We start from the raw sequence: 22,443 nt of genomic DNA on the forward strand, positions 1-22,443 counted from the left end.
AAAAGCCCGCGCTTCTTGCGAAGCGCGGGCTTTCTTTTGGGGCGAGGCGGCCGGAAGGCCGCTCAGGAATGGATCAGCGCGTGGGCTTGAACGCACGCTTCTGTGCGTCGCGCGGCACGAACACCTTGCCCGGGCCGCCATGGCCTGCGCCATTGCCGCGCGGTGCAAAACCTTCGCGCGGAGCGAAGCCTTCGCGGGGCGCGAAGCCGCCGTCGCCGCGGCCACCGCCGTGGTGGCCCTGGCCGTGGCCGCCGCGCGGGGCGCTGTCGCCCCAGCCCGGCTTGCGGCCGTAGCCGGCGCCGCCGCCATTGCCGCCGTCGTCACGGCCGCCGCCGAAGCCGGCGTTGTTGCCGCCCTGGAAGCCGCGCGGGCCCTGGCCCTGCGCCGGACCACGGGCGTTGCGGTCGTTGAAGCCGCTGGCGCCGGCATAGCCGCCGCCGTTGTTGCCGCGGTAGCCACCGCCGCCGCCATTGCCGAACTTGCGGTCGCGCGACTGGTTGTCGCCACGGCCGCCGCGGTACTCGCCCATGGGCGGGCGCGATTGCGGCATGCGCTGCTGCGGCTCGAGGCCGGCCACCACTTCGGCCTTGAACTGCTGGCGGCTGTACTGCTCGATGTCCATGATCTTGCGGCGATCGCGGAACTCGGCAAAGGTGATGGCCAGGCCGTCGCGGCCGGCACGGCCGGTGCGGCCGATGCGGTGGGTGTAGTCCTCGGCCTTCATCGGCAGGCCGAAGTTGAAGACGTGGGTGATGGTGGGCACGTCGATGCCGCGCGCGGCCACGTCGGTGGCCACCAGGATCTGCACCTGGCCCTGGCGCAGCGCCATCAGGCGGCGATTGCGCAGGCCCTGGCTCAGGGCGCCGTGCAGCGCCACGGCGCTGAAGCCGTCCTGCTGCAGGTCGTTGGCGAGGCCGTCGCACTCGACCTGGGTGCTCGCGAACACGATCGCCTGGTTGATGCTGGTGTCGCGCAGCCAGTGGTCGAGCAGCTTGCGCTTGTGCTGGCTGTTGTCGGCCCAGTACAGCGACTGCTTGATGTTGGCGTGCTTCTCTTGCGGGCTGTCGATGGTGATGCGCTGCGGCTCGCGCATGACGCGCTGGGCCAGCTGCTGGATGCGCGGCGCGAAGGTGGCGCTGAACATCATGGTCTGCTGGCGCTCGATGGTGAGCTGGTTGACTTCGGCCAGGTCGTCGGCAAAGCCGAGATCGAGCATGCGGTCGGCTTCGTCGACCACCAGGAACTTGACCTGGTCGAGCTTGATCTGCATCGAGCGCTGCAGGTCGAGCAGGCGGCCGGGCGTGGCCACCACGAGGTCGGCGTTCTGCAGCTTGGCGATCTGCAGCTGGTAGGGCATGCCGCCCACCACGTTGGCTACGCGCAGGCCGCGGCAGTGGCGAACCAGCTCGATGGCGTCGTGCGCAACTTGCTGCGCGAGTTCGCGCGTCGGGCACAGGATCAGGGCGCCGGGCGTGGCGGCCTTGAAATGGCGGGCGTTGGTCGGGTCCTTGCGCTTGGGCTTCTTCGGCACGGCTTCGCCGCGCGCGGCGGCTTCGGCGGCCAGGCGCTGGAATTCGGCCTTGGCTTGCGCTTCGGCCTCGGCCTGGCGCTTGAGCAGGGTGTGCAGCACGGGCAGCAGGAAGGCGGCGGTCTTGCCCGAGCCGGTCTGGCTCGAGACCATCAGGTCGACGAAGCGCGCCTTGCCGTCCTGGCCGGCTTCGCCGCCCATGGCGAGCGGAATCACCTTGTCTTGCACGGTCGTGGGCTGGGTGAAGCCCAGGTCGGCCACGGCGGCGATCAGCTCGGGTGCGAGGCCGAGCTTGATGAAGCCGTTGGGCACGCGGGCTTCTTCGGCCGCGGCCGCTTCGGGCGCTGCGGCGTCGAGCGCCTCGAGGATCGGCGCTTCGGACACGGTGTCCGGGGCAGCGATGAATTCGTTGTTGTTGGTGGATTGCACAGGCGCGAACTCGCCCTGCGCTTCAAAAGCGTCGGTCATGTGAATATCAATCTCAAACGCGAGCGCTGCCGTAGGCGGCGCCCCGTTGGTGGTTAAAAACATCAACCATCCAACGACATTCAACTTCTGGCTTTCGCCGGAGGCTGCGGCCCTTTTTGATCAGCGGATGCGATCGGGCGCGGTGTGCAAGATAGGGAGATGCAAGAGACGCTGACCGGAAAATCCTCCAGATCAGCGAAGCCATCGATTATGGCACGACTCGGGGTTTTTACCTAATCCGTCAATTTGAGAAAGGTTTCCCTGTAATGCGCGAGCTCCTCGATGGACTCGTGCACGTCGGCCAGCGCAGTGTGCGCCTGCTGCTTCTTGAAGGCGCTGTAGGCGGAGGGCTTCCAGCGCTTGGCCAGCTCCTTCAGGGTGCTGACATCGAGGTTGCGGTAGTGGAAGTACGCCTCCAGCTTGGGCATGAACTTGACCAGGAAGCGCCGGTCCTGCCCGATGGTGTTGCCGCACATGGGCGAACCGCTCCTGGGAACATAGCGGGCCACGAATTCCAGCAGCTGCTGCTCGGCCGCGGCTTCGTCCAGCGTCGAGGCCTTCACCTTGTCGATCAGGCCGCTGCGCCCGTGCGTGCCCTTGTTCCAGGCGTCCATGGCGTCGAGCACCGCGTCGCTCTGGTGGATGACCAGCACGGGGCCGTCGATGCGGGGCGTGAGGTCGGGGCCGGTGACGACCACGGCAATCTCGAGCAGGCGCTCCTTCTCGGGGTCGAGGCCGCTCATTTCGCAGTCGAGCCAGACCAGGTTCTGGTCGCTTTTCTTGAGGACAGGGAGGGTTGCGACGGTCGTGGGGTCAAGGGATTCGGGCATGGCAGGATTGTCGTCGAAGGCCTGCGCCGGCCGGACCCGAGGGCTAAACTCGCCCGTCATGTCCTATTCGCTCATCTTCACCACTGCCTTCGCCGTTGCACTGGTCGCGGGCCTGCTCGTGAAGTTCTGGCTCGCCTCGCGGCAGGTGCGCCACGTGGCGCGGCACCGCGGCGCGGTGCCGGCAGCTTTCGAACACACCATCAGCCTCGCCGCCCACCAGAAGGCGGCCGACTACACCATTGCCAAGGCGCGCTTCGGCCTCGTCGAAATGGCCTGGAGCACCGCGCTGCTGCTGGGCTGGACGCTGCTGGGCGGGCTCGACGCGCTCAATCGGCTGCTGCTGGCCTGGCTCGGCGGCGGCATGGTGCAGCAGTTGGCGCTGCTGGCGGCCTTTGCGGCCATTGGCGGCCTGCTCGAGCTGCCCTTCACGCTCTGGCAGACCTTCAGGCTCGAGGAGCGCTTCGGCTTCAACAAGATGACCTTGCGCCTCTGGCTGGCCGACACGCTCAAGTCGACGGCGCTCGGCGCCGCGATCGGCCTGCCGATTGCGGCGCTGATCCTGTGGCTCATGGGCGCGGCCGGCGCCACCTGGTGGCTCTGGGCCTGGGCCGTGTGGATGGGGTTCAACCTGCTGGGGATGCTGGTGTACCCCACCTTCATTGCGCCGCTGTTCAACAAGTTCAAGCCGCTCGACGATCCCACGCTCAAGGAACGCGTCACGGCGCTGATGAAGCGCTGCGGCTTTGCCGCCAAGGGCCTGTTCGTGATGGACGGCAGCACCCGCAGCGCGCATGCCAATGCCTACTTCACCGGCTTTGGCGCGAGCAAGCGCGTGGTGTTCTACGACACGCTGCTGCGCCAGCTCGACGCGGCCGAAGTCGAGGCCGTGCTCGCGCACGAGCTCGGCCACTTCAAGCACCGCCACATCGTGAAGCGGCTCGTCGCGATGTTCGCGCTGAGCCTGGCGGGCTTCGCACTGCTGGGCTGGGTGTCGACCCAGGCCTGGTTCTACACGGGGCTCGGCGTGCAGCCCAACATGGCGGCAACGGCGCCCAACGACGCACTCGCGCTGCTGCTCTTCATGCTCGCGGTGCCGGTGTTCGGCTTCTTCGTCGCGCCGCTGCCCGCACGCCTGTCGCGCAAGCACGAGTTCGAGGCCGATGCCTATGCGGTGGCGCAAACCAGCGGCGCCGACCTGTCGGCCGCACTGCTCAAGCTCTACCAGGACAACGCGTCGACGCTCACGCCCGACCCGGTGTTCGTCAAGTTCTACTATTCCCACCCCCCGGCCTCCGAGCGCCTTGCGCGCATGACGGCGGCCTGAAGAAGACATTTGCCGGAAAGCCCAGACCATGAGCAGCATGTTCAAGCCCAAAGACTGGAAAAACATTCCCCGCAAGGCACTGAGCGCCACCGAAATCGTCTCCGGCCTCGCCAAGCTCGACGGCTGGAAGCTCGACGGCGACGGTGCCCATGTGGCCATCGAGAAGACCTTCAGCTTCGCCAACTACTTCGAGACCATCGCATTCGTGAACGCGCTGGCTTTCATCGCCCACACGCAAGACCATCATCCGGACCTGTCGGTGCACTACAACCGCTGCGTGGTGCGCTTCAACACGCACGACGTGGGCGGGCTCTCGAGCACCGACTTCGAATGCGCGCGCCAGGCGAATGCGCTGGTCACCAGCCCGGCGCCGTGATGAGGAAACCCGCCGTTGGCTAAGCCGGGCCGCACTCCCGCCAAGGGGGCCGGCACCTCCGCGCGCATTCTTCACGACGGCCTGGTCATCGCGAGCCACGGCCGCCATTGCCTGGTCGAAACGCCTGCGGGCGAGCGCCTGATCTGCCATCCGCGCGGCAAGAAGAGCCAGGCCGTGGTCGGCGACCGCGTGCGCTGGCAGGCCAGCGAAGACGAAGGCACCATCGAGGAAGTCGTGCCGCGGCGCAACCTCTTCTACCGCCAGGACGAAATCCGCACCAAGTCGTTCGCTGCCAATCTCGACCACGTGCTGATCCTGATCGCGGCCGAGCCGGAGTTCTCGGAGCATCAACTCGCGCGAGCGCTCATTGCCGCCGAAGCCGAACGCATCACGCCGATCATCGCGCTCAACAAGAGCGATCTGGCCGAGCCCTTCGAGCGCGCATGGAACAAGCTCGCGCCCTACCGCCGCATGCACCATGGCGTGCTGCCGCTCTCGCTCAAGGCGTCGGGCGAAGCCGACTACGCATCGCTCATGAAGCTGCTGGCTGGCAAGAGCACGCTGGTGCTGGGCCCCTCGGGCGCCGGCAAGAGCACGCTGATCAACCTGCTGGTGCCCGGTGCCACCGCATTGACCGGCGAGATCTCGCAGGCGCTGAATTCGGGCAAGCACACCACCACCAGCACCACCTGGTACTGGGTCGACGAGGCGCGCACCACCAGCCTGATCGATTCGCCGGGCTTCCAGGAATTCGGCCTCAACCACATCGCGCCGATGCAGCTCGCGGGCCTGATGCCCGACATTGCCGAGCATGCGAACGACTGCAAGTTCTACAACTGCACCCATCTGCACGAGCCGGGCTGCGGCGTGATCGCGAACGTGGACACGCCCGGCAAGCCGGGGCCGATCAGCGCCACGCGCTACAGGATCTACGGCGAACTCTTCGCCGAGCTCAGCCAGTCGCGCTACTGAACGCCCAAGATCGATTCGAGCGCCTGCACCAGCGCCCCGCACTGCTCGCGCGTGCCGATGCTGATGCGCAGGTACTGCGCAATGCGCGGCTGCCTGAAATGCCGCACCAGCACCGCGCGCTCGCGCAGCAGCGCCGCCAGTTCGGCGGCATCGCGCTTCGGATGGCGCGCGAACACGAAGTTGGCCTGCGAAGGCAGCACTTCGAAGCCCAGGTCTTCGAGCTGCAGGCTGAGCCCTTCGCGGGTGTCGACGACCTTGTCGCGCGTGGTCTGGAACCAGGCCTCGTCTTCGAGCGCCGCCACCGCGCCGGCGGTGGCAAGCCGGTCGAGCGGATAGGAATTGAAGCTGTCCTTGACGCGCACCAGCGCGTCGACCAGATGCGCCTGCCCGCAGGCAAAGCCGACCCGCAGGCCCGCCAGCGAACGCGACTTGGACAAGGTCTGCACCACCAGCAGGTTCGGATATTTGCCGATGAGCGGCAGCGCGCTCTCGCCGCCGAAATCGACATACGCCTCGTCGACCAGCACCACGCGCTCGGGACAGGCTGCGAGCAGCTGCTCGATGCGCGCGAGCGGCAGCCCGATGCCCGTGGGCGCATTCGGGTTGGCGATCACCAGGCCCGCGCAGCCGCCGCGGGCGCGGGCCGCCATGGCATCGACGTCGATGCGCAGGCCTTCGTCGACCGGGAGCAGTTCGCAGCCGATGCCGTAGAGCTGCGCATAGACCCGGTAGAAGCTGTAGCTCACATCGGGCATCAGCAACGGCTCGGCCTGCTGGAAGAAGGCAAAGAAGGCATGCGCCAGCACCTCGTCCGAGCCATTGCCCGCAAAGACCTGGCCGGCCTGCAGGCCGTGCCGCCGCGCCACCGCTTCGCGCAGCGCGAGCGAGGCGGGGTCCGGATAGCGCTCCAGGCCATTCGCCGCGGCCTGCTGGATGGCGTCGATGGCGAGCGGTGACGGCGGATACGGGTTCTCGTTGGTGTTGAGCTTGACGAGGTTGGCGATGCGCGGCTGCTCGCCGGGCACGTAGGGTTCGAGCGCGGCGATGCGCGGGCTCCAGAAGGCCGGTGCGGGGGTGGTCATGATTTTCTGCCGCTCAGCCGAGCAGGCGGGCCAGCGTGAGCAGGGCCAGCAGCACCATCCACATCACCACCGAGCGCCACACCAGGCCCACCACGCTGCGCAGGTGGCCGGGCTCGGGCTCGCGGCCCGGCGTGCTGCCGCTGTCGAGCCGGCGGCCATCGGCCATCGAATCGCCGGCCTGCGCGCGCGGGAGCGGATCGGTGACGGGAATCGGACTCAGCGCGCCGCCGCCCAGGCGCACGTTGACCGCGCCCGAGGTCGCCGCGAGGATCACGCCGTCGTTCTCGCTCGGAAAGCGCCGCGCGTCATTGCGCCAGCAGTCGATCGCCTCTTCGAAGCTGCCGACCACGGCAAAGCCCAGTGCGGTGATGCGCGCGGGCAGCCAGTCGATCGCATGCCAGGCGCTCTCCGCGGCCCGCTGCACCGAGACGCTCGAGGGCTGCACCGCCGCACCATTCTTGTGGTGCCAGTAGCGCGAGACGAACTCGCTCATGCGGTAGAACACCGCGCCGGCCGGCCCCAGGCCCAGGGCGGCGAGCACCGAGAACCAGGCCAGCACGCCGAACACATGGCGGTGCGCCGCGATCACCGAATGCTCGATCACGTGACGGACGATTTCGCTGCGCGGCAGTTCGGCCGCGTCCACGCCCTGCCAGTGCGCCAGCAGCGAGCGCGCGAGCGGCTCGTCGCCTTCGTCGAGCGCGTCGCGGATGTCCGTGAAGTGGTGGCTGAACTGTCGGAAACCGAGCGTGACGTAGAGCACCGCAACGCTCCAGAGCACCGCGAACGGCAGCCCCAGCGTGAACACCAGCAGCAGGTGGATGCCCAGCGTCATCAGCGTGGGCACGAGCACCGCAAGGCCCCATGCAACCCATCCGTGGTGCGGCTTGCCGGCGTCGAAATTGCGGCTGGTCCAGCGCGTCCAGGCCAGCACGCCGCCGTACACCGGGTTGTGGGAGGCAAGCGGCCTCACCTGCTCGATCAGCAACGCACACAGGATGGCAAAGAAGCTCATCCTTCGATGATAGCGAGGGCGCCTGCACAGGCGCGGCACGGGCCGAGATCAGGCGCTGAGGAAGCGATAGAGATTGCGCAGCATGCCCGCGGTCGCACCCCAGACGAAGCGCTCTTCGCTGCCGTCCTGGTAGGGCATCGAATACCACTCGCGGCGGGTGCCGTCGGGCGCGGGCACCGTGTGGCGGCGGTGGTTGGCCGGGTCCATGAGCCAGGCCAGCGGCACCTCGAAGGCCAGCGCCACTTCGTAGGGATTGATGGTGAGTTCGAACTCCGGCTTCACCAGCGCGACCACCGGCGTCACGATGAACGAGGTGACGGTGGTGTAGGTCGGAAGGCTTCCAAGCACTTCGATGTACTGGGCCGAGAGCCCCACTTCTTCCCAGGCCTCGCGCAGCGCGGCCGCCGCGATGTTGGCGTCCTCGGGGTCGACGCGCCCGCCCGGGAACGCCACCTGCCCCGAATGGTTGGACAAATGCGCCGTGCGCTCGGTCAGCAGCACGGTGGCGCCTTGCGGGCGCTGCACGATGGGCACCAGCACGGCCGCCTGCGCCGGGGCGCGGTCGGTCAGGCGCGGCTCGCGCCGCAATTCGGGCGTCCATTCGGGCGGCGTGGCAAATCGCCTGCGCAGGGCCTCGGTGGTCAATTGCGCGGGCGCCACCGCGGGCAGGCCGTCGGGGCCGCCGACCACAGGCGCCTCGCGCGGGTCGAACGGCAGCAGCGTGGGCGGCACCACGGCATTGACGGGTTCGACGGGCGCGAGTTGCATGGGGGCGGTGGAGTGGGTCAAGTGAGAGAGTTTCAGTGAAGGAGTAGAGCGTAAAAAAGCCGCGCTGTCTGGCCGCGCCTTCTTTTTGCAAGAAGCGTGCACGGCGCACAACGCAAAAAGCCGCCAGAGCGGCGGCTTTTTGCACGGCAGGAAGGCGGCTTACTTGGCGGCCGACGCTGCTTGCGACTTGCCCGGCAGCTTTTCCTTGATGCGTGCCGAACGGCCGCTGCGCTCGCGCAGGTAGTACAGCTTGGCGCGGCGGACATCGCCACGGCGCTTGACTTCGATGCCGGCGATCAGCGGGCTGTAGGTCTGGAACGTACGCTCCACGCCTTCGCCGCTGGAGATCTTGCGCACCGTGAAGCCGCTGTTGAGGCCACGATTGCGCTTGGCGATCACGACGCCTTCGTAGGCCTGCACGCGCTTGCGGGTGCCTTCGACGACGCTCACGCTGACGATGACCGTGTCACCGGGCATGAAATCGGGGATCTTCTTGCCGAGGCGGGCGATTTCTTCCTGCTCGAGGGTTTCGATGAGGTTCATGATTTCCTGATATTCGATCGTGCTCGCGCTACACAAAAGGCGCCTTCGGTTTCAAGCCAGGCGCGGCCGGGCAGAGGATCGGGGAACCGAAGATTATAGCTTTTTTTTCAGGACCGCCTCATCGGCCTTGCTCAGGCGGCCGGCGGCGCGTGCGGCGGCAATCAGGTCGGGCCGCCGGGCGGCCGTGATGGCCAGGCGCTGGTCGCGGCGCCAGCGCTCGATCTGCACGTGGTGCCCCGACAGCAGCGGCGCCGGCACGCCCTGCCCGTTCCATTGCTCCGGCCGGGTGTAGTGCGGGCAATCGAGCAGGCCGTCGAGCGAGGGATTGAAGCTGTCCTGCACATGGCTGGCCTCGTCGCCCAGCACGCCGGGCTGCAGCCGCGCCACGGCATCGAGCAGCGCCATGGCCGCGATCTCGCCGCCCGAGAGAACGAAGTCGCCGAGGCTGACCTGGTGCGTCACCCGCGTGTCGATGAAGCGCTGGTCGATGCCTTCGTAGCGCCCGCAGACCAGCACCGCGCCCTCGCTGGCCGACCAGCGCTCGACCGCTTCGTGGCGCAAAGTCTCGCCAATGGGCGAGAACAGCACGACCGGCGCCTGCGAGCCGCGCGCGGCCAGCGCCGCGTCGAGGCAGGCCGACAGCGGCTCGGCCATCATCACCATGCCGGGGCCGCCGCCAAAGGGCCGGTCGTCCACGCGCTTGTAGTTGCCCTGCGCGAAATCGCGCGGGTTCCAGAGCACGACCTCGACCTGCTTCGACTCGTAGGCGCGGCGCGTCACGCCGCTGGCCATGAAGGGCGCGAACAGTTCGGGAAAGAGCGTGAGGACGTCGAAGCGCATGCGCGCGAGCCCGCAATCAGAAATCGGGCTGCCAGTCGACCGTGATGAGGCGGCCGGCGAGGTCGACCTTGTCGACGAAGACCGAGACGAAGGGCACCATGCGTTCGATGGCCTTGCCGTCTTCCTCGGCCGCGAGCACCAGCGTGGTCTGCGGGCCAGTGGCGAGCAATTCGCGCACCGTGCCGAGCGCCACGCCTTCGCGGTTGACCACCGCAAGGCCGATCAGGTCGACCCAGTAGTACTCGTCGTCGCCGGCCGTGGGAAAGCTCGAGCGCGGCACGAACACGCGCGCGCCGCGGAGCGCCTCGGCCGCGTTGCGGTCAGGCACGTCCTCGGAGGAGGCGACGATGCAGTCGGAATGTTCCTTGGCTTCGCGGATCGCGAGCCGGAAAGCCGCGGTTGCCGAGGCTCCGGGAGCCTGCAGGAACCAGCGCTTGGAAGAAAAAAGCGCCTCGGGCTGGGCGCTGTGGGGCAGGACCTTGAACCAGCCCTTGATGCCCCATGCATCGGCGATGCGTCCTACCTCGATCGCATCCGCCGGCAATTCGGCGGCTTCGAGTGCGGGCAGCATCGGCGTGCCGGGCAGCTTAGGCAGCTGCCTTGGGGGCTGCGGCTGCGGCTTGCTTGATCAGGCGCAGGACCGTGGGCGAAGCTTGTGCGCCAACGCTCTTCCAGTAGGCCAGGCGGTCCTGGGCAATACGGATGCTTTCTTCGTTTTCCTTGGCGGTCGGGTTGTAGAAACCCAGGCGCTCGATGAAACGGCCATCGCGGCGAACGCGCTTGTCCGACACGACGATGTTGAAGAACGGACGGCCTTTGGAGCCGCCGCGGGAAAGTCGAATGACGACCATGATTTATCCTTGGGTGGTGCAGCAAGCCCGTTTTTTTGACAAGAGGCCCGCTCACAGTGTTCTTTCAACGTCGAGACACGCGACATGGCCACCCGGCCAGCGACACGCTGAAAAGCCTGCGATTATAGCCCGACCTGCGTTTTCTCCGAATTTCCGCGCCCGCCGCATTCCGTTTGCCACCTGCATGACCCTCACCATCCGCCCCAGCCGCGACCAAGACATCGCGGCCATCACGGCCATCTACGCCCACCACGTGCTGACCGGCACCGGCACCTTCGAGACCGAAGCTCCCTCTGCCGCCGACATGGCCGCGCGGCGCGCCGACGTGCTCGGCAAGAACCTGCCCTACCTCGTGGCCGAAGAAGATGGCGAAGTGTTGGGTTTTGCCTACTGCAACTGGTTCAAGCCGCGCCCGGCCTACCGCTTTTCGGCCGAAGACTCGATCTACATGTCCGAAGCCGCACGCGGCAAGGGCCTGGGCGCCCAGCTGCTGGCCGCCCTCTCGCAGGCCGCCGAAGCGGTGGGCGTGCGCAAGCTGATCGCCGTCATCGGCGATTCGGCCAATGCCGGCTCGGTCGGCGTGCACCGCAGCCAGGGCTTCACGCACGTGGGCGTGCTCAAGGACTGCGGCTGGAAGTTCGGCCAATGGCGCGACGTGGTCCTGATGGAAAAGGTGCTCGGCGAAGGCAGCACCACCCAACCCGAATGAAAAACAAGACCATTGCCGCCTGGCTCTCCTTCCTGGGCGGCCCGCTGGGCCTGCACCGGTTCTACCTGCGCGGCATCGGCGACTGGCTCGGCTGGCTGCTGCCCATTCCCACGGCGCTCGGCCTGTACGGCATCGAGCGCGCGCGCATGTACGGCCTGGACGACGGCTGGAGCTGGGTGCTGATTCCGCTCCTGGGCTTCACCATCGCGGGATGCGCGCTGACGGCCATCGTCTACGGCCTCATGGCGCCCGAGAAGTGGAACGCCCGCTTCAACGGCAGCGCACCTTCGGACGCCGCGCCGGGCCGCACCAACTGGGCCACGATCGGCGCCGTGGTGCTGGCGCTCCTGTTCGGCACCACGGTGCTGATGGCCAGCATCGTGTTCAGCTTCCAGCGCTACTTCGAACACCAGGTCGAAGAGGGCCGGAAGATCTCGCAATAGCCGGCCGCAGCGCGCGCCGGAAACTCAGAAGATCTGCAGGCTGATCCAGTAGGCGATGGCGGCCACGAAGGCCGACGCGGGGATCGTGAAGATCCAGGCCCAGACGATGTTGCCCGCCACGCCCCAGCGCACCGCGCTCGCGCGCTGCGCGGAACCCACACCGACGATGGCGCCGGTGATGGTGTGGGTGGTCGACACCGGAATGCCCAGCGCGGTGGCCAGGAACAGCGTGAGCGCGCCGCCCGTTTCCGCGCAGAAGCCGCCCACGGGCTTGAGCTTGGTGATCTTCTGGCCCATGGTCTTCACGATGCGCCAGCCGCCGAACATGGTGCCCAGCGCAATCGCGGCGTAGCAGCTCACGATGGTCCAGGTCGGCGGGCTCGCGTCGGTGGCCGAGGCGTAGCCGGTGGCGATCAGCAGCATCCAGATGATGCCGATGGTCTTCTGCGCGTCGTTGCCGCCGTGGCCCAGGCTGTAGGCCCCGGCGGACACCAGCTGCAGCCGCCGGAACCAGCGGTCGATGCGCGAGGGCGTGGCGCGCCGGAAGCCCCAGGCCACCAGCACCATCATCATCGAGCCCAGCACGAAGCCGAGGAAGGGCGAAACGAAGATGAAGGCCACGGTCTTCCAGATGCCCGACGCCACCAGGCCGCCGGTACCGGTCTTGGCGATCACGGCGCCCACGATGCCGCCGATCAGCGCGTGCGACGAGCTGCTCGGAATGCCGTAGTACCAGGTCACGAGGTTCCAGCTGATGGCGCCCACGAGCGCGCCGAAGACCACGTGCACATCGACCACGCCCGGCTGGGCGATGCCCTTGCCGACCGTTGCCGCCACGCTCAGGTGGAAGATGAAGATCGCGACCAGGTTGAAGAAGGCCGCGAACAGCACGGCGTGGCCCGGCTTGAGCACGCCGGTCGACACCACGGTGGCGATCGAGTTCGCCGCATCGTGGAAGCCGTTCATGAAGTCGAACAGGATCGCCAGCGCGACCAGCACCATCACCACCCAGAGGGCGACCTGAACCGTTGCCATCGATGCTTACCGCTCAGGAATTCTCGAGGACGATGCCCTCGATGACGTTGGCCACGTCCTCGCACTTGTCGGTGATCGTCTCGAGCAATTCGTAGATTGCCTTGAGCTTGATCACCTCGCGCACGTCGGGCTCCTCGCGGAACAGCTTGCTCATGGCACTGCGCATCACGCGGTCGGCGTCCGATTCGAGGCGGTCGATTTCCTCGCAGGTCTTGAGCGTGGCCTCGGCCACCGCCGGGTCGGCGATCTTGCCGAGGAACTTGACGGCGTCCTTCAGGCGGTCGCAGCACTTCACGCTCAGCGCCGTGAGGCGCACGATCTCGTCGGTCATGTGGCGCACGTCGTACAGCGCCATGGTCTCGGCCGAGTCCTGGATCAGGTCGGCCACGTCGTCCATCGTATTGATGAGCTTGTGGATCTGCTCGCGGTCGATCGGCGTGATGAAGGTCTTGTGGATCAGCCGGTTGACGTCATGCGTGACGCGGTCGGCCGCACGCTCGGCATTGTCGACGTCGCGGTTGTACTGCTCGCGCAGGTGCACGTCGCTGTAATTGGCCACGAGTTGCTCGAACGCCCGCGCCGCTTCGACGATGCGCTCGGCGTGCTGGTTGAACATCTCGAAAAAATTCCCCTCGCGGGGCAGCAGCTTGCCGAACATGGCGCTCTCCTGGGTTCGCCGCTGCCACAAATGCGTGACAACGTCATGAAAAACCGCGCAAGTGTAATGGGCGGCGCAAAGCCGCCCGGCCGGCGGGGTTCGCCGCCCCTGGCCGCTCAGTCGCGAATCCGCTCGATGACCTGCGAGGAAACGCGGGCAAGCGCCGCGCGCGGCACCTTGTCGGGCGCGATCTCGGCAAGCGGCTTCAGCACGAAGGCGCGGTCGCGCATGCGCGGGTGGGGCAAGGCCAGCGCGGGCGTGTCCTTGATCGCGTTGCCGTGCATCAGCAGGTCGAGGTCGAGCGTGCGCGGCGCATTGGGAAAGGGCCGCTCGCGGCCGGCCTGCTCCTCCAGCAGGTGCAGCTCGGCCAGGAAGGCCTCGGCCGTGAGCCCGGTCCGCACGGCCACCACGGCGTTGATGAAATCGGGCCCGGCCGCATCGACCGGCGCGCTGCGGTAGAGCGACGAGCGCGCCGTCACCACGGTGCGCTCGATGGTGCCGATGGCGTCCATGGCCGCCGTCACGGCGGCCCGGGCGTCGCCGAGGTTGGCGCCGATGGCGACGAAGGCCTGCACGGTCGGATAGTCCTCGCGCGTGCGGCGAGGGGGCGCACCGGCGGACCCGGCCTTGCCCGCGGGCCGGCTGGGCGCGCGCCGCGCGGGCGCCGGTCCGCTGCTCTTCGGCTTCGGCGAAGGGCCGCCGCGCGATGGCGGCCGTCCCTGGCCGCCGCCGCTCTTGCCGTCCTTCGGCCGGTTCGGTGCGCTCATTCGGCTGCGGCGCTCCCGCCGCCCTCGCCGCCGCCATCACCACCACCGCCGGTGCGCGGCTTGCGGCGGCGCCGGCGCTTGCGCGGCGCGGCCGGCTCGCCATCGGGCGGCACGGCGCCGGCCTCGACCTCGACTTCCTCGGCCTCGTCGCCCTGACGGGTGTCGGCCTCGGGCTGGCGCTGGCGCGGCGCCGGTTCGCCGCGGGAGGGCTTGGGCGCGACCGGGTCGCGCGTTCGCACGCGCTGGCGGGTCTTCTGCTCGTCGCGCACCTGCTCCAGCAGGTCTTGCTGGCGCACGTCGTCGGCGGTGCTGAACTCCTGCCACCACTCGGCGATGGCCTCGCTGACCTCGCCCACGTCGGCGCGCAGCCGCATGAAGTCGAAGGCGGCGCGGAACCGCGCCTGGTCGACCAGGCTGTAGGGCGTGGAGCCGGTGCGCTTGTCGAAGCGCGGCTGCATCATCCAGATCTCGCGCATGTCGGCGGCGAGCTTGCCGCGGCCCGACACATCGCCGATGCGGGCATTGAACACGTCGTCGATCGCGTCCTGCAGCGCCGGGAATGGCGGCTGCGGGCGCTGGCCGTGCCGGCCCTCGACGCGCTGGGCCCAGCCGTCGCGCACGTCGGCCCACAGCACGCAGGCCAGAAGGAAGCTCGGCGCCACGGGCTTGCCTTCGCCGACGCGGCGGTCGGTGTCCTGCAGCGCCGCCTTCACGAAGGGCTGGTCGGCCCGCTCCACCACCACGTCGAGCAGCGGATAGATGCCCTTGGCGAGGCCCAGCTTGCGCAGTTGCTCGACCGTGGCAATGGCATGGCCGGTCTGCAGCAGCTTGAGCATTTCGTCGAACAGGCGGCTCTGCGGCACGTCGGCCAGCAGCTTGCTCGACTCGACCAGCGGCGCGGCCGTCTTGGCTTCCATCTTGAAGCCCAGCGCCGCGAGCTTGGCCGAGAAGCGGATCGCGCGGATGATGCGCACCGGGTCTTCGCGGTAGCGCGTGGCCGGGTCGCCGATCATGCGCAGCGTGAGCTTCTGGGCGTCGCGGATGCCGTTGTGGTAGTCGACCACGACCTGGTTGGCGGGGTCGTAGTACATGGCGTTCACGGTGAAGTCGCGGCGCGCCGCGTCTTCCTCCTGCGGGCCCCAGACGTTGTCGCGCAGCACGCGGCCGCTGGCGTCCACCGCATGCTTCATGCTCGCGAGCTCGCCCTTGCTGGTGCGCTCGTTGCCGGCCACCTGCTCGGCGGCGGCGTTGTCCATGTAGGCGCGGAAGGTCGAGACCTCGATCACCTCGTGCTCGCGGCCGCGGCCGTACACCACGTGCACGATGCGAAAGCGCCGCCCGATGATGAAGGCACGCCGGAAGAGCGACTTGACCTGCTCGGGCGTGGCGTTGGTGGCCACGTCGAAGTCCTTGGGGCGCAGCCCCAGCAGCAGGTCGCGCACCGCGCCGCCCACCACGTAGGCCTCGTAGCCGGCCTGCTGGAGCGTGGTGACGACGTTCCTGGCACGTTCGTCGACCAGGGCTGGATCGATCTTGTGAACCTCTGCCGGCACCTCCTGGCGCTTGCCGAAGCGGCTCTTGCCCTGTGCGCCGCCGGCCGATTTGCCGAGCAGCTTGTCGATGAATTTCTTGATCATTGTTGGTTGAAGCTCTTCTCTATTCGTTTTCGAGCATGGATCGGATCAGCGGGATCGTGATCGCGCGCTGTGTCTGAAGGGCATAGCCGTCGAGCTGCGTGAGCAGCTCCATCAGGCTGCCCAGGTCGCGGCTGAAGCGGTGCAGCATGTAGTCGAGCACCTCGTCCGACAGCATGACGCCGCGCGTGTCGGCGGCCTGGCGCAGCACCGCGCGGCGTTCGCTTTCGCTCAGCACCTGCAGGTGGAACACATGGCCCCAGCCCAGCCGGGTGCGAAGGTCCTCGCGCAGCGGCAGGTCGGCCGGCGGCAGCGCGCCCGCGGCCACCACGCCGCGCTGCAGCGTCTGCGCGTTGACGAACCAGTTGAAGGCCGCGTGCTGCTGCACGGCGGTGTAGAGGTGCACGTCGTCGAGCAGCACGGCACCCCAGCGCTCGTCGAATTCGGGCGGCTCCAGCACGCCGGCATGCAGCCAGCCCACGCTCGCGCCCTGCTCGCGCAGCGCCACACGCACCGATTCGAGCAGATGGGTCTTGCCGCTGCCGCCTTCGCCCCAAAGATAGGTGGGCACGGGAGAGTGGGGCACGGCGCTGCCGGCGCCGCCCACCCACAGTTGCAGGTGCCGCAGCGCCGCCTCGTTCGGGCCGGCAAAAAAAGCGTCGAAGCTGGGGCCCGTCGCAATGCCGATATCGAGCGCGAGCTGTTTCATCCCGGGAAGGTTCATGGAGGGGGCCCGGAGGGCCCTTAAAATCGTGAGGAATTCTATCGGCCCGGCCGCTTCGGTCGCCGGCGCCTCCACCTTCCCGCCCTTCTCGACACCGTCCGACCATGACTTCCCCCACGCCCACCCCGCTCAGCTACAAGGATGCAGGTGTCGATATCGATGCCGGCGACGCACTGGTCGACCGCATCAAGCCGCTCGCCAAGAAGACCCTGCGCGAAGGCGTGCTGGCCGGCATCGGCGGCTTTGGCGCGCTGTTCGAGGTGCCCAAGCGCTACAAGGAGCCGGTGCTGGTGAGCGGCACCGACGGCGTGGGCACCAAGCTCAAGCTGGCCTTCGAATGGAACATGCACGACACGGTCGGCATCGACCTGGTGGCCATGAGCGTCAACGACGTGCTGGTGCAGGGCGCCGAACCCCTCTTCTTCCTTGACTATTTCGCCTGCGGCAAGCTCGAGGTGGACACGGCCGCGGCCGTGATCGGCGGCATCGCCCGCGGCTGCGAGATTTCCGGCTGCGCGCTGATCGGCGGCGAAACCGCCGAAATGCCCGGCATGTACCCGGCCGGCGAGTACGACCTGGCGGGCTTCGCGGTCGGCGCGGTCGAAAAGTCGAAGATCCTCACGGGCCAGAACGTGAAGCCCGGCGACGTGGTGCTGGGCCTGGCCTCGGCCGGCGTGCATTCCAATGGCTTCAGCCTGGTGCGCAAGGTGATCGAACGCGCCGGGGCCGACCTGCCCGCCACGCTCGACGGCAAGCCGTTCCGCGAAGCCGTGATGGAACCCACCCACCTCTACGTGAAGCCGGTGCTCGAGGCGCTGGCCAGGCACCCGATCAAGGCGCTGGCCCACATCACGGGCGGCGGCCTGCTCGAGAACATTCCGCGCGTGCTGCCCGAAGGCACGGCCGCCCACCTCAGGAAGGGCAGCTGGCCGCAGACCGAACTCTTCGCCTGGCTGCAGAAGGTGGCCGGCATCGACGACATCGAGATGAACCGCACCTTCAACAACGGCATCGGCATGGTGGTGGTGATCGACGCGGCCGAGGCCGCAGCCTGCGCTGCCACGCTGCGCACGGCCGGCGAATCGGTGTTCGAGATCGGCACCATCGCCGAGCGCGGCACGGGCGCCGCCGTCGTGGTTGGCTGATTTCCTCGCTCCGAGGCTCGCCAGCGCAGCACCCGGACCCTGATGGCCAAGCCCTCCCTCGCCACTTTCGAAACCAAGCCCCAGCCCGCCTCGCGCAACGTGGTGCTGGCCAGCTACCTGCTGATGCCGGCCGCGCTGCTGCTGGTGATGTGGCAGCACCTGCTGCCCGGCCTGCTGTGCGTGTGCATCGGCTTCCTGGCCACCCGCTGGTTCACGCGGCTGATCGTCGGCGGCCTGGCGCGGCTGAAGCTGCCGTTCGAACGTGCCGACGTGCCGGCCCGGGTGCTGGCCGTCACGCTGGTGCTGCTGGCGCCCATCGCGCTGATCTCCCTGGGCCTGTCGCAGGCGCGCGAGTACATCCTCGACGCGCCCGACCAGTACCGCGAGCTGCTCGACTACACGGCGCGCACGGTGCTCGAACTGCGGCTCAAGCTCCCACCCGAAATTGCGGTCTACCTGCCCGAAGGCGCGGCCGAAGTGCAGCGCGTGGTGGCCAACTACCTGCGCGCGCAGGCCGGTTCGCTGGCGCTGGCCGAACGGGCATGGCTCGGCGGCCTGCTGTTTGCCTACGTGGGGCTCATCGTGGGCGGGCTGGCGGCCATTGCGCCTTCGCCGCTGCAGCGCCGGCCGCTCGCCGCGCAGCTGCACCGGCGCATCGCGATCTTCGGCGAGGCCTTCGGCCAGATCGTGGCCGCGCAGTTCTGGATCGCGGCCTTCAACACGCTGCTGACCGCCATCTTCCTGCTGTTCCTGATGCCGCTCTGGGGCCCTCACCTGCCCTACACGCCGGCCCTGATCACGCTGACCTTCGTGGCGGGCCTGGTGCCCATCGTCGGCAACCTGGTCTGCAACTCGGTGATCACGCTGGTGGCGCTGTCGGTGTCGCCCGTGACGGCGCTGGCCTGCCTGGCGTTCCTGATCATCATCCACAAGGCCGAATACGTGATCAACGCCAAGGTGGTCGGCAGCCGCACGCAGATGCGGGTGTGGGAACTGCTGGCAGTGATGTTCGTGGCCGAGGCGGTGTTCGGCCCGGCCGGGCTGGTGGCGGCGCCGCTTTTCTATGCGTACCTCAAGAAAGAGCTGCAGGCCGCAGGCCTGGTTTAGCCCTGATGTCCTGATTTGATCGGTTCTGGTCCGCTTCGGCGCGGACCATGCGCTGGCGGCGCAGAAGAATAGGCGGCATCATCCACTTCGCCCTTTCGAGCCCACGCCATGAAATCCTGTCTGATTGTGATCGACGCGCAGGAATCGTTTCGCCAGCGCGCCTACTGGTCCGAACACGTCGCGCAGCCCTATTTCGCCGCCCAGAACGCGCTGATCGAGGGCTGCCTGGCCGCCGGCCTTCCGATCGTGCGCATCTTCCACGTCGACGGTCCCGCCACTGCGAGCCATCCTTTCGCGGTCGAATCGGGCCTGGTGCGGCCGATCGAAGGCCTGGCGGCTTTCGAGGCGGCGGCCACCTTCACCAAGCACCGCCACAGCGCGCTGGTCAACAGCGGGCTCGACATCTGGCTCACGCAGCAGGGCATCGGCCGGCTGATCGTGAGCGGCATCCGCACCGAGCAATGCTGCGAAACCACCGCGCGCCACGCCTCGGACCTGGGCTGGGAGGTCGACTACGTGACCGAGGCCACGCTGACCTTCGACATGCCGCAGCCCGACGGCCAATCGCTTGCCGCGGCCGACATCAAGGCGCGCACGGCGGCCGTGCTGGACGGCCGGTTCGCCACCGTCTGCAGCGTGGCGCAGGCACTGCAACGCGCCGGAATCGAAACCGGCGAAAGCGTGGCCGCATGACCTTGCGTGTTCGAATCCTCGCCTACGACGGCGTCGAGGCCCTCGACTTCGCGGGGCCGTTCGAGGTGTTCACCACCGCAAGCCGCGTGAGCCAGCGCATGAATCCCGGCGCGCCGGCGCCTTTCGAGGTTGCCTCGGTGGCGCTGGGCGCCAACGAGCCGGTGCAGGCGCGCGCCGGCCTGCGCCTGCTGGCCGACCACGACCTGGCCGCGAATCCAATGGCCGACCTGCTGGTCGTGCCCGGCGGCGTGGTCGATGCCCCGATGGCAAGCCCCGCCACGCTGCGCTGGATCGCCGATTGCGCGGCCGGCGCGCAGCTGGTCGCCTCGGTCTGCACCGGCGTCTTCCTGCTCGCCAAAAGCGGCGTGGCCGTGCGCGAAGCCGTGACCACCCATTGGGAAGACATCGCGGACTTGCGCGAGCAGTTCCCCTTGCTCGACGTGCGCGAAAACGAGCGCTGGGTCGACAGCGGCCGCATCGTCAGCTCCGCGGGCATCAGCGCGGGCATCGACATGAGCCTGTACCTGGTCGAACGCCTGGCCGGCCACCCGCTGGCCGAGCGCACCGCGCGCCAGATGGACTACGCATGGATCTCCAGCAGCAGCAGCAGCAAAAGCCCATCCGCGTAGTGTTCGTGCTGCTGCCGGGCAGCCTGGTGCTCGACTGGGCCGGCCCGGCCGAGGCGCTGCGCATCGCGAACCAGCGGCTGCGTGCGGCGGGCCAGCCCGAGCGCTTCGAGATCGAATTCGCCAGCCCGCGGCCCACGTCGATCGGGTCGGTCGGCGTGGCACTCGCCAACCTCTCGCCCTTGCCGGCGCAATGGCATGGCCCGGCCTGGGTCGTGCTGGTCGGACTGCCCGGAGACACCATCCCGATCGACAACGCCGAGACGCAGGAGCTGCTGCACTGGCTGCGCGGCCAGCGCTTCGAACGCGGCCGGCTCGAACTGGTCACGGTCTGCGCCGGTGCACTGCTGGCCGCGCATGCCGGCGCGCTTTCGGGCCGCCGTGCGACCACGCACCACCATCACCTGGACGAACTGCGCGCAGTGGAGCCGCGCTGCGAGGTGGTCGCCAACCGCGTGTTCGTGATCGATCCGCCGGTGTACAGCAGCGCGGGCGTCACCACCGGCATCGACCTGGTGCTGCACCGCATTGCCGACCTGTGCGGCGAAGCGCTGGCCGCCCAGGTGGCGCAGACGATGGTGGTGGCGCAGCGGCGCGGCCCGCACGATCCGGAGCTGTCGCCCTTCCTGGCCCACCGCAACCACCTGCATGCCGCGCTGCATCGCGTGCAGGACGCCGTCAGCGAGCAGCCGCAGGCCGACTGGAGCGTGCCGCGGATGGCCGAAGTGGCGCATACCTCGGCGCGGCACCTGACGCGGCTGTTCGTCGAGCACGCGGGCGTGGCGCCGCTGGCCTACCTGCGCCGGCTGCGGCTGGCGGCCGCGCAGCTGGCGCTGGCCTCGGGCGCGAGCGTGACGCGGGCGGCGGAAATCTCGGGCTTCGGCTCTGACACGCAGCTGCGGCGCGCCTGGCACCAGTTCGGATTGCCTGGCTCGCCTTCGGCCTCGGCATCGAAGGCGTAGCAGCTCTGCCGGCCCCGCGAGGAGTTTCAGCCCTGCACAGCCGCGCAGGCCCGCGCACGCGCCAGCAGCAGGGTCCGCTCGCGCGTGTTGCGCGTGAGCGAGGCGGCGCGGTCGAATTCCTTTTGCGCCTCGGCGCGGCGGCCGAGCTTCAAGAGCAGGTCGCCGCGCACCGCCGGCAGCAGGTGGTAGGCCTGCAAGGCCGGCTCGCCCACGAGCGCATCCACCACCTCGAGCCCCGCGGCCGGCCCGAAGGCCATCGACAGCGCCACCGCGCGGTTCAATTCGACGATGGGCGACGGCGACAGCTCGGCCAGCGCGTCATAGAGCGCGGCGATGCGCGGCCAATCGGTTTCTTCGGCCGTGCGCGCACGGCCATGGCAGGAGGCAATGGCCGCCTGCAGCGCATACGGGCCGAAGGCACCGCCGAGCGCCTCGGCACGCGCCAGTGCCGCCAGGCCGCGGCGGATCAGCATGTGGTCCCAGCGTGCGCGATTCTGCTCGAGCAGCAGCACCGGCTCGCCCGAGGCGCCCACGCGCGCGGCCGTGCGCGAGGCCTGGATTTCCATCAGCGCCACCAGGCCATGCACTTCCGAGGCATCGGGCATGAGCTCGGCCACGATGCGGCCCAGGCGCATGGCTTCCTCGCACAGCGCGGGACGCATCCAGTCGTCGCCGGCCGTGGCCGAGTAGCCTTCGTTGAAGATCAGGTAGAGCACCTCGAGCACCGAGGCGAGCCGCGCCTGGAGCTCATGCCGGCGCGGCACCTCGAAGGGCACGCGCGCTTCGAGCAGCGTGCGCTTGGCCCGCACGATGCGCTGCGCCACGGTGGCTTCGGGCACGAGAAAGGCGCGCGCAATTTCGTCGGTGCCGAGGCCGCCCATCAGGCGCAGCGTGAGCGCCACGCGCGCCTCGGTCGAAAGCACCGGGTGGCAGGCGGTGAAGACCAGCCGCAGCAGGTCGTCGCCGATGTCGTCGTCGATGGCCGCATCGACGGCTTCGGCGAAATCGGCCTGGGCCATCTCGTGCTGCGCATCGAGCTCGCGGCCGATCTCGGGCGCCTTGTGCTCGGCCAGCTGCCGATGCCGCAGCCGGTCGAGCGCGCGGCGCTTGGCCACGGCCGTGAGCCAGGCGGCGGGGTTGTCGGGCGCGCCTTTTTCGGGCCATTGCTCGAGGGCCGACACCAGCGCGTCCTGCGCCAGTTCCTCGGCCAGGCCCACGTCGCGCACCATGCGCGCGACGGTGGCGATGATCTTCGCGGATTCGATGCGCCACACCGCCTCGATGCTGCGGTGGACGGCGGCCTCGCCACCTCCGCCGCCGCGGCCCTCGGAAGCACCCATGGC

The 22,443-nt window shown here is 68.7% G+C and carries 25 protein-coding genes; 10 read left to right on the forward strand and 15 right to left on the reverse strand.

Annotation, left to right across the window (positions count from 1 at the left end; translation table 11 throughout):
• Positions 1-73: 73 nt before the first annotated feature.
• A complete protein-coding gene (locus tag VPA02S_RS05440; protein WP_041945457.1) occupies positions 74-1,996 on the reverse strand; it encodes a DEAD/DEAH box helicase in 1,923 nt (640 codons plus the stop codon).
• 233 nt (positions 1,997-2,229) lie between these two features.
• Complete coding sequence (gene orn / locus VPA02S_RS05445) at positions 2,230-2,826, reverse strand: oligoribonuclease (protein WP_026283846.1); 597 nt, start codon at positions 2,824-2,826, stop codon at positions 2,230-2,232.
• Positions 2,827-2,884: 58 nt separating this feature from the next.
• Here orn and VPA02S_RS05450 point away from each other — a divergent pair, with 58 nt between their 5' ends.
• From VPA02S_RS05450 to rsgA, 3 genes are read left to right on the forward strand one after another with little or no spacing between them, the layout of a single operon-like run.
• Entirely contained in the window at positions 2,885-4,150 is a 1,266-nt protein-coding gene (locus VPA02S_RS05450; protein ID WP_012746625.1) for a M48 family metallopeptidase, read from the forward strand.
• A 28-nt stretch (positions 4,151-4,178) separates the two neighbouring features.
• Positions 4,179-4,526 carry a 4a-hydroxytetrahydrobiopterin dehydratase gene (locus VPA02S_RS05455; protein ID WP_062362673.1) on the forward strand — a complete coding sequence of 116 codons (348 nt, stop codon included), beginning with the start codon at positions 4,179-4,181 and terminating at the stop codon, positions 4,524-4,526.
• A 15-nt stretch (positions 4,527-4,541) separates the two neighbouring features.
• Positions 4,542-5,498: a ribosome small subunit-dependent GTPase A gene (gene rsgA / locus VPA02S_RS05460; RefSeq protein ID WP_062362676.1), complete on the forward strand. Its 957-nt coding sequence runs from the start codon at positions 4,542-4,544 to the stop codon at positions 5,496-5,498.
• On the opposite strand, the gene hisC is transcribed toward rsgA, so the two are convergent.
• The 7 genes from hisC to rpsP form a co-directional block, all read right to left on the reverse strand.
• Positions 5,492-6,580 carry a histidinol-phosphate transaminase gene (hisC, locus tag VPA02S_RS05465; RefSeq protein ID WP_062362679.1) on the reverse strand — a complete coding sequence of 363 codons (1,089 nt, stop codon included), beginning with the start codon at positions 6,578-6,580 and terminating at the stop codon, positions 5,492-5,494. The genes rsgA and hisC overlap by 7 nt on opposite strands.
• Before the next feature lie 13 nt (positions 6,581-6,593).
• Complete coding sequence (locus VPA02S_RS05470) at positions 6,594-7,595, reverse strand: CobD/CbiB family protein (RefSeq protein WP_062362682.1); 1,002 nt, start codon at positions 7,593-7,595, stop codon at positions 6,594-6,596.
• A gap of 48 nt (positions 7,596-7,643) precedes the next feature.
• The gene (locus VPA02S_RS05475) at positions 7,644-8,363 is read right to left on the reverse strand and encodes a CoA pyrophosphatase (RefSeq protein ID WP_012746620.1); all 720 of its coding nucleotides are present in this window, start codon (positions 8,361-8,363) and stop codon (positions 7,644-7,646) included.
• 159 nt (positions 8,364-8,522) lie between these two features.
• Complete coding sequence (rplS, locus tag VPA02S_RS05480) at positions 8,523-8,906, reverse strand: 50S ribosomal protein L19 (protein ID WP_018903298.1); 384 nt, start codon at positions 8,904-8,906, stop codon at positions 8,523-8,525.
• Between the two features lie 93 nt (positions 8,907-8,999).
• Complete coding sequence (gene trmD, locus VPA02S_RS05485) at positions 9,000-9,746, reverse strand: tRNA (guanosine(37)-N1)-methyltransferase TrmD (protein ID WP_012746618.1); 747 nt, start codon at positions 9,744-9,746, stop codon at positions 9,000-9,002.
• 16 nt (positions 9,747-9,762) lie between these two features.
• Positions 9,763-10,317, reverse strand: a complete 555-nt coding sequence (gene rimM, locus VPA02S_RS05490; protein WP_021006209.1) for a ribosome maturation factor RimM — start codon at positions 10,315-10,317, stop codon at positions 9,763-9,765.
• Positions 10,318-10,333: 16 nt separating this feature from the next.
• Positions 10,334-10,597, reverse strand: a complete 264-nt coding sequence (gene rpsP / locus VPA02S_RS05495) for a 30S ribosomal protein S16 (RefSeq protein WP_007831311.1) — start codon at positions 10,595-10,597, stop codon at positions 10,334-10,336.
• A gap of 184 nt (positions 10,598-10,781) precedes the next feature.
• Between rpsP and VPA02S_RS05500 the strand changes: the two genes are divergently transcribed.
• The gene (locus tag VPA02S_RS05500) at positions 10,782-11,306 is read left to right on the forward strand and encodes a GNAT family N-acetyltransferase (protein ID WP_012746616.1); all 525 of its coding nucleotides are present in this window, start codon (positions 10,782-10,784) and stop codon (positions 11,304-11,306) included.
• Positions 11,303-11,749 (forward strand): NINE protein, encoded by a 447-nt coding sequence (locus VPA02S_RS05505; RefSeq protein WP_018903297.1) that lies wholly within the window; start codon positions 11,303-11,305, stop codon positions 11,747-11,749. Before VPA02S_RS05500 ends, VPA02S_RS05505 begins: the two co-directional genes overlap by 4 nt.
• Positions 11,750-11,773: 24 nt before the next feature.
• Here VPA02S_RS05505 and VPA02S_RS05510 read toward each other — a convergent pair whose 3' ends face one another.
• From VPA02S_RS05510 to hda, 5 genes are all read right to left on the reverse strand, one after another.
• The gene (locus VPA02S_RS05510; RefSeq protein WP_012746614.1) at positions 11,774-12,784 is read right to left on the reverse strand and encodes an inorganic phosphate transporter; all 1,011 of its coding nucleotides are present in this window, start codon (positions 12,782-12,784) and stop codon (positions 11,774-11,776) included.
• A gap of 13 nt (positions 12,785-12,797) precedes the next feature.
• The gene (locus VPA02S_RS05515) at positions 12,798-13,442 is read right to left on the reverse strand and encodes a DUF47 domain-containing protein (RefSeq protein WP_012746613.1); all 645 of its coding nucleotides are present in this window, start codon (positions 13,440-13,442) and stop codon (positions 12,798-12,800) included.
• Between the two features lie 116 nt (positions 13,443-13,558).
• Positions 13,559-14,209 (reverse strand): 2-amino-4-hydroxy-6-hydroxymethyldihydropteridine diphosphokinase, encoded by a 651-nt coding sequence (gene folK / locus VPA02S_RS05520; RefSeq protein WP_155736559.1) that lies wholly within the window; start codon positions 14,207-14,209, stop codon positions 13,559-13,561.
• On the reverse strand, positions 14,206-15,846 hold the full coding sequence (gene pcnB / locus VPA02S_RS05525) for a polynucleotide adenylyltransferase PcnB (protein ID WP_062362685.1): 1,641 nt from the start codon (positions 15,844-15,846) through the stop codon (positions 14,206-14,208). The genes folK and pcnB overlap by 4 nt, the downstream gene beginning before the upstream one ends.
• Before the next feature lie 19 nt (positions 15,847-15,865).
• Positions 15,866-16,552 carry a DnaA regulatory inactivator Hda gene (hda, locus tag VPA02S_RS05530; protein ID WP_026283844.1) on the reverse strand — a complete coding sequence of 229 codons (687 nt, stop codon included), beginning with the start codon at positions 16,550-16,552 and terminating at the stop codon, positions 15,866-15,868.
• A gap of 119 nt (positions 16,553-16,671) precedes the next feature.
• Here hda and purM point away from each other — a divergent pair, with 119 nt between their 5' ends.
• The 5 genes from purM (at position 16,672) to VPA02S_RS05555 (ending at position 21,100) form a co-directional block, all read left to right on the forward strand.
• A complete protein-coding gene (gene purM / locus VPA02S_RS05535; protein WP_062362687.1) occupies positions 16,672-17,712 on the forward strand; it encodes a phosphoribosylformylglycinamidine cyclo-ligase in 1,041 nt (346 codons plus the stop codon).
• A gap of 42 nt (positions 17,713-17,754) precedes the next feature.
• Entirely contained in the window at positions 17,755-18,819 is a 1,065-nt protein-coding gene (locus tag VPA02S_RS05540) for an AI-2E family transporter (RefSeq protein WP_062362690.1), read from the forward strand.
• A gap of 108 nt (positions 18,820-18,927) precedes the next feature.
• Positions 18,928-19,512: a cysteine hydrolase family protein gene (locus VPA02S_RS05545; RefSeq protein ID WP_062362693.1), complete on the forward strand. Its 585-nt coding sequence runs from the start codon at positions 18,928-18,930 to the stop codon at positions 19,510-19,512.
• Complete coding sequence (locus VPA02S_RS05550; protein WP_062362696.1) at positions 19,509-20,141, forward strand: DJ-1/PfpI family protein; 633 nt, start codon at positions 19,509-19,511, stop codon at positions 20,139-20,141. The genes VPA02S_RS05545 and VPA02S_RS05550 overlap by 4 nt, the downstream gene beginning before the upstream one ends.
• Entirely contained in the window at positions 20,099-21,100 is a 1,002-nt protein-coding gene (locus VPA02S_RS05555) for a GlxA family transcriptional regulator (protein WP_062362699.1), read from the forward strand. Before VPA02S_RS05550 ends, VPA02S_RS05555 begins: the two co-directional genes overlap by 43 nt.
• Before the next feature lie 26 nt (positions 21,101-21,126).
• On the opposite strand, the gene VPA02S_RS05560 is transcribed toward VPA02S_RS05555, so the two are convergent.
• Positions 21,127-22,440 carry an RNA polymerase sigma factor gene (locus VPA02S_RS05560; RefSeq protein ID WP_062362702.1) on the reverse strand — a complete coding sequence of 438 codons (1,314 nt, stop codon included), beginning with the start codon at positions 22,438-22,440 and terminating at the stop codon, positions 21,127-21,129.
• Positions 22,441-22,443: the final 3 nt, after the last annotated feature.

The sequence above is a fragment of the Variovorax paradoxus NBRC 15149 genome, from assembly GCF_001591365.1.
GTDB classification, from domain to species: domain Bacteria; phylum Pseudomonadota; class Gammaproteobacteria; order Burkholderiales; family Burkholderiaceae_C; genus Variovorax; species Variovorax paradoxus.